Origin of the sequence: Peterkaempfera griseoplana (assembly GCF_001418575.1) — a bacterium.
In the GTDB taxonomy this organism is placed as follows: domain Bacteria; phylum Actinomycetota; class Actinomycetes; order Streptomycetales; family Streptomycetaceae; genus Peterkaempfera; species Peterkaempfera griseoplana.
In genome coordinates this window covers 1-6,253 of sequence record NZ_LIQR01000318.1, presented here as the reverse complement: position 1 = coordinate 6,253, position 6,253 = coordinate 1, and the positions used below count along the sequence as shown (strand labels likewise).

General features: G+C 73.7%; 6 protein-coding genes and 1 pseudogene. All 7 read left to right on the top strand.

Features of this window, described 5'->3' with window-relative positions:
• Nucleotides 1–572, top strand: a 572-nt coding sequence (locus AOK09_RS23320; protein ID WP_055589191.1) for an ATP-binding protein, incomplete at its 5' end; no start/stop codon positions are given.
• 78 nt (nucleotides 573–650) lie between these two features.
• A complete protein-coding gene (locus tag AOK09_RS23315; protein ID WP_055589190.1) occupies nucleotides 651–1,181 on the top strand; it encodes a WhiB family transcriptional regulator in 531 nt (176 codons plus the stop codon).
• Nucleotides 1,178–2,815 carry a DUF2637 domain-containing protein gene (locus tag AOK09_RS43760; protein ID WP_157876005.1) on the top strand — a complete coding sequence of 546 codons (1,638 nt, stop codon included), beginning with the start codon at nucleotides 1,178–1,180 and terminating at the stop codon, nucleotides 2,813–2,815. The genes AOK09_RS23315 and AOK09_RS43760 overlap by 4 nt, the downstream gene beginning before the upstream one ends.
• A 79-nt stretch (nucleotides 2,816–2,894) precedes the next feature.
• On the top strand, nucleotides 2,895–3,119 hold the full coding sequence (locus tag AOK09_RS23305; RefSeq protein ID WP_063796042.1) for a hypothetical protein: 225 nt from the start codon (nucleotides 2,895–2,897) through the stop codon (nucleotides 3,117–3,119).
• 293 nt (nucleotides 3,120–3,412) lie between these two features.
• Nucleotides 3,413–3,754, top strand: a pseudogene (mobC, locus tag AOK09_RS23300) (plasmid mobilization relaxosome protein MobC); the annotation flags it as partial.
• A gap of 4 nt (nucleotides 3,755–3,758) precedes the next feature.
• The gene (locus AOK09_RS23295; protein ID WP_055589187.1) at nucleotides 3,759–5,471 is read left to right on the top strand and encodes a relaxase/mobilization nuclease domain-containing protein; all 1,713 of its coding nucleotides are present in this window, start codon (nucleotides 3,759–3,761) and stop codon (nucleotides 5,469–5,471) included.
• A gap of 137 nt (nucleotides 5,472–5,608) precedes the next feature.
• Nucleotides 5,609–6,160 (top strand): MFS transporter, encoded by a 552-nt coding sequence (locus AOK09_RS23290; RefSeq protein ID WP_055589186.1) that lies wholly within the window; start codon nucleotides 5,609–5,611, stop codon nucleotides 6,158–6,160.
• Nucleotides 6,161–6,253 lie beyond the last annotated feature (93 nt).

The following is a 6,253-nucleotide window of genomic DNA, read 5'->3' as shown; positions in this document are numbered from 1 at the left end:
TGGACGCCCTCCGGCTGGCCGCCGCCCGCATCCCCGCCCGCTACCAGGACGCCGTCGCCGACCACCCCCAGGTCACCGCCTGGGTGCACGCGATCGCCCACGCGGCGCGGACCGGCGGACCGAGCGGCACCCGCAGCATCGCCCGCGGTCCCTCGCTGCTCATTGACGGGTCCACCGGCACCGGCAAGACCCACCAGGCCTACGGCGCCATCCGCAGCCTGCTGACCGCCGGTGTGCGCCTGACCTGGCGCGCCACCACCAGCGCAGACCTCCACGCACTGGCCCGCCCCCGCCCCGGACACGACACCGAAGGCCCCTTCCAGGAACTGGTCCGCATCCCGCTGCTGCTCCTGGATGACCTCGGCGCGGCCACCAGCACCCCCTGGACCGAGGAGCTCACCTACCGGCTGCTCAACCACCGGTACAACGAACAGCTCCCGACCCTGCTGACCACCAACCTCCCCACCGACGACCTGCGCACCGTCCTCGGAGACCGGATCGCCTCCCGCCTCGCGGGCATGGTTCAGCGGGTCACCCTCACCGGCCCCGACCGCAGACGCCGCGCCGCCTGACGCCTGCCCCCGCCCATCACCCCTGCCGCTGCGCCACCACCGTCAGGCGCGGCAGGGAAGCCCCAGAGGGACACACCCATGACCACCGCTGTGCTCAGCCCTGCCCTGCGCCCCGAAGGCGACCGCACATGGAAGGCCGACGCCGCCTGTGCCGGCCACCCCGAACCAGACCTCTTCTACCCCGACCCCGCCCAGACCCGCCGCGCCGACCAGGCCAAGCAAATCTGCGAGGCCTGCCCGGTCAGCCGCATCTGCCTGGACCACGCCCTGGAAACCCGCGACCGCTGGGGCATCCGCGGGGGGCTGACCGAAGAGGAGCGCCACCCCCTGCACCAACTGCTCCCCAGGCGACTGGACTACGAACGCGTCGCTGCAGCCCTGGAGGGTCACCGCGTCCACCTCTCGCGCGCCGAGCGCGACGCGGTCGTCCGCGTCGCCCACATCCGTGCCACCCCCATCCCCACCTGGGCGCCCGTCCTGAAGATCACCCGCAAGCACGGGCGCCGCCTGGTCACCGCGCTGCACGACCAGGTCGGCCGCCAGCCGCACCTGGCCCGCCAGATGGCCATTGAGGCCGACCTCGTCGAACGCATGGCGGCGGCCGCATGAACACCGAACCGGCACCCACCTCCCGCGTCTCCGCCTGGGACGTCATCGCCATCGCCATGCTCGGCGGCGCCGGCTGCGCCCTGTCCTACGACGCTCTGCGGCAGATGGCCGAGGCCATCCACGTCCGCGTCCAGCTCACCTACGTCTTCCCCGCGGTGATCGACGGCTTCATCGCCTACGGCGTACGGGCTCTGGTCCTGCTGCGGACCGCGCCGTGGCGTGCACGCGCGTACACCTGGATTTTGTTCGGCGCCTCAACTGCTGCCAGCATCTGGGCCAACGCGCTGCACGCCGTCCGCCTCAACGAGCAGTCCGCGGTCCGCAGCGGACTGCGGCTGGGGGACTTCACGGTCGGCGTGCTATCCACCCTGGCGCCCCTCGCTCTGGCCGGGGCGGTCCACCTCTACATCGTGGTGGCCCGCCACACTCGCCAGCCCGACCGGCGGACCGGTCCGAACCGGGCGTCCGCCCCGGACCGGGACACCGCCAGCCATGAGGACCGCACCGGAGCTGACCGGTCCGGTCCAGCGGACCGCCGCTTCCTCGGCTGGCTCAGGAGACGCGGACACACGCCCCGGTCCAGTTGGACCGAGACGCCCGACACACCGGACCGGTCCGGACCGGACCGCCCGCAAGGCCCGGACGGCGAGGAGGCCACCGGACCGGCAGACGGGACGGAGGCGGACCGCGGACCGGAGGACTGGACCGCCCTACCTGACCCGACGGACCGGACCGCAGCGGACCGGCCGGACCGCCTGACCAAGGATCACCAGCCTGACGACGCCGCCGCATCGGCGGACCGCGCTTCGGTACCGACCGCGGACCCGAGCGGACCGGACCACGCGGTCCACTCCGTCCGTCAGCTCCGGGCACTTCCTGGACCCGGCCGTGCCCAGGCCGCAGTCCTCGGCCGAGCCCTGGATCGCGGCCCGGGCACGTCCCAGGGCCACGTGGCCCTTGGCCCCGGCGGTCCGCCGGTCCCCGGCGAGGAACCGCCCGCCGCGGAGCGGACCACACCTCACACGGACCGGTCCACTACTGAACCGGCAACGGTCCACCGTCTCCCGGCACTTCGCACCGCGGGAGACCTGCGGTCCACCGGGCACCAGCGGCCCGACGGCGCGGCGGACCGGACCGTCGATGGTCCAGCGCGGACCGGCGGACCGGAACCCCATGCGGACCGGCTCAGTGGACCGATCCAGCGGACCGGGCTGGCAGACGGGCGGACCGGAGGCCCAGCGGACCGGACCGGCTCTGAGCGGGACCGGTGGACCGTGGACCGGACGGGCGGACCGCAACCGCATGCCGACCGGACACGCGGACCGGACCACGGGTGGCCGACCGCGGACCGGCGGACCGACAGCACCGCGGACCGGATCGGTCGTGGGCAGGAGCGGACCGGCCGGTCGGACCGCCAACCGTCCACCGCGCACCGATCGACGGTCCCGGCCGAGTCCGATGACCTGGAGGAGCTGCTGGTGATCGCGCGGCGTGCTGCGGCCGAGGCCGGGCGGATCAACCGCGCGGTCGTCGGTACCGGCATCCGGACCGCCGGCTACACCGTCAGCAACGCCCGGATGAGCGAGATCCTCCACGCCCTGCGGACCGGCGAGCAGCCCCGGCCACGGTCCTGACCGGCACCGGGGCTGCCCGGCCGGCAACGGGCGGCCCCGGCACACCACCCACTCCACTCGAATCCTTGAGGAGCCTTTCATGTCCCGAACCATTGCCGTGGACCCAGTGGTCGACGCCTTCATGACGACCCTGTGCCAGCACGGGCACCTGCACTGCGCCGAGCCCGCCCGGGACGGAAGCTGGCTGGTGCGCCGCACGCCCGGCGGACCGAGGATCGCACTGGACGACGAGGCCGAGGCGATGGACTTCATCGCGGACGTGCTGCTGGACATCCGCCTCAGCGCGGACCGGGACGCGGCATGACCCAACTCCCCGAGCGGGGTAAGAGGGCTGAGGACCCTGCCACCTGCGGCCGAGCAAGCTATCGCCTGGGACCGTCCTACGGACGGTCCCAGGCACGCAGCCCTCGCCAGGAGGCGAGGGAAGGCCGGTGACGGGTCGAGCGGGGGCGCTCGACTCGTCACAAGCAGGCCCGGAGCCAGAGGGCACCGGGGGACTTCGAGAGGGGGGAGTGGCCCACGAGTACCGAGACGACCGCGTCGAGCGCAGCACGCCGTCCGCGTCGACGCCATCGCGATCCGCAGCAGCGCCTCCGCAAGATCACCGTCCGCTTCAACGCCGCCGAGTACGGCGAGATCACCTCGGCTGCTGCCTCCCGGGCACAGACGCTCGCGAGGTTCATGGCCACCAGCACCTTGAACGCCGCCCGCGGCCTGGAGGTTGGTGGCGACCCGCAGGACCGCCTCGACCACGCGGTCGACCAGCTTGCCGCCGCCCGCACACACCTGGCCCGGGTGGGCAACAACCTCAACCAGATCGCGTTCGCGCTGAATTCTGGCGGCTACCCGCGACCGGGTGAGCTGGAGACGGTCCTGTCCGCGGTGCGGCAGGCGGTCGTCGGCGTCGACGCCGTTGCGGGACAGCTCGTCGGCAGGTGACCGGATGGTTCCGGACATCAGCCGCGGATCGCGCACCTATGGTCTGCTGGCCTACCTGTACGGGTCCGGCCGCCGTGACGAGCACGTGGACCCGCACCAGGTCGCTTCCTTCGACGGCTTCGCCCCCGACCCGGGGCGCGATCCGGTCGCCACGCTGGCCCAGCTGACCGCCGTCCTGGACCTGCGGGTCAACCAACTGGGCCCACGCAAGCCGAAGAAGCACGTGTGGCACTGCCCGGTGCGCGCCGCTCCCGGCGACCGGAAGCTGAGCGATGAGGAGTGGGGTGAGGTCGCCCGCCGGGTCGTCGTTGCCGCCAGTCTCGCCCAGCCGGAAGACCCTGACGGTTGCCGGTGGGTGGCGGTGCGCCACGCCGAGGACCACATCCACATCCTGGCCACCATCGTGCGCGGGGATCTGCGCCAGGCCCGGCTGAACAACGATGCCGCGCGTGTTCAGGCCGAGTGTCGCCGCATCGAGCAGGACATGGGTCTGCGGCAGCTCAACGCCGGTGACGGCACTGCTGCCACGCGGCCGACCAGTGCGGAGCGGATCAAAGCCGAGCGCACCGGCCGGGCTGAGCCGCCGCGCCTGGTGCTGCGGGACATGGTGCGCCTGGCGGTGGCCGGGGCCGCGACGGAGGAGGAGTTCTTCGGTCGCCTGGAGCTGGCCGGTCTGCTGGTCAAGCGCCGCCTCGCCCCGTCCGGGGACGTCCTCGGCTACAGCGTCGCCGACCCGGGCGACCGTACCGGTGCGGGCGAGCCGGTGTGGTACTCAGGATCCACTCTGGCCTCGGACCTGTCGCTGCCCCGCATCCGCCGCAGGCTGGGCGCAGGACCTGTGGCTGATTTGGCCGAGCAGCCGACGGACGGCCGGGGCCAGACCGCTGCCATCTCTTCCCGCCGGGCCTCGGCGGCGGCCAGGGCGCGGCGCGCGGCCGCCGGGGTGGTCGAGGACGCGCTAGAGGTCCTCGACCACGGGCCTGAGGAGCAGGCGGCCAGCTATTGGGTCGGAACCGCAGAGATCCTCGACGCCTTCGCGGCCACGAGCCCGGCCGGCACCCGTGCCGAGTTGCTGGCCGCAGCCCGCGCCTTCGAGCGAGCCTCTCGGAGTCACGTGCGCGCCGAGCGTGCTGACCTGCGCAGCGTCCGTACGGCGGCCCGTCACATCCTGTACGCCGGACCCGCTACCGGCCGGGGCGAGGACGGCGAGGCCGCGCTGATGCTGCTGAGCGCCCTGTTCCTGCTGGTCATGGCTGCCGACCGCTGGCACTCCGCCCGCGGCCAGGCCCAGCAGGCCGCTGCTGCCCGCACCACCGCGGCCCACCTGCGCGCCGCCTACACCGCCACGGCCGCCCGGCCCCTGGCAATCCTGGCTACCCGCGGCCGGAATCTGCCCGAACCGGTCCGTAACCGCCACGCCCGCACGATCTGCGAGGTGCTGCCCGCCGCCGCCCGTGAGACGGAGACGACCGGCACGGATGCGCTGGCCGCCACCCTGGCGGAGGCCGAAGCCGCCGGCCACGACCCGCAGGCCCTGCTGGAGCAGGCATCCCGGCTGCGGGAGTTGGATACCGCCGAGTCGGTGACCGCGGTCATGGTCTGGCGCATCCGCCGCCTGGCCGACCTCCCCGCCGCCAGGCGGCCGGTCGGTGAGAGCAGCGCGGCCACACCTCCCGCTCCACGGTCGACCAGCGCCTCCCCACGCTCCCGCCGCTGACCGGGCGGGCCTACCACGCCCCGCGGCGCCTCCCCAAACCCCTTCCCGCCACAAGGCTGGGGGCGCCGCCGTTGACCGCCCTCTCCGAGACCAGGTCAGCGACTCCTCCCCTCTGATGCCCTGCCCCATGGAGCCCGATGACCGTCACCCCCGCCACCCGCGCCTTCCGCACCCGGGGCGGGCGCGGCAGAAACCGCCGGCCCACGGCGCCGACGGCTGACCGGGACTGGCTGCTGCGCTGCTACCTGCTGCGCGCCACCGACGCCCTGGCCGCCTCGGTGGTCACCTACGCCGTGCCGCTGCTGGTGTTCAGCCTCACCGGATCGGTGACCTGGACCGGCATCGCCTTCCTCGTCGAGTGGGTGCCCCGGCTGGCGGCCATCGCCGCGGTCGGACCGCTGATCGACCGCCGCAGCCCGCAGAGCGCGCTGCTGGCTACCAGCGTCCTGCGCATCGCCGCCGCCTTCGTCGCGATCATCGGCCTGGCCACCGGTTGGGGCATCGGATCCCTCATGCTCTTCGGCGTGGCGTCCGGAGCGCTCGCCGAAGCGTCGTTTCTTGCCTGCGAGTCCCTCGGCGGCGAGGCCACGCGCACCGCGTGCAAGCCGCCCTTGCCGGCATCGACCAAGGCGCCCAACTCGCCGGCCCCCTGCTCGGCGGGGCACTGCTCCTGGCCGGCCCGGCCATGATGCTGACGTGCGTGGCCGTCCTGGCCACACTGACCGCCACCCTCGCCCTGACCCACCCCACCGAACGCCCCCGCCTGCGCGTGGTGCCCCAGC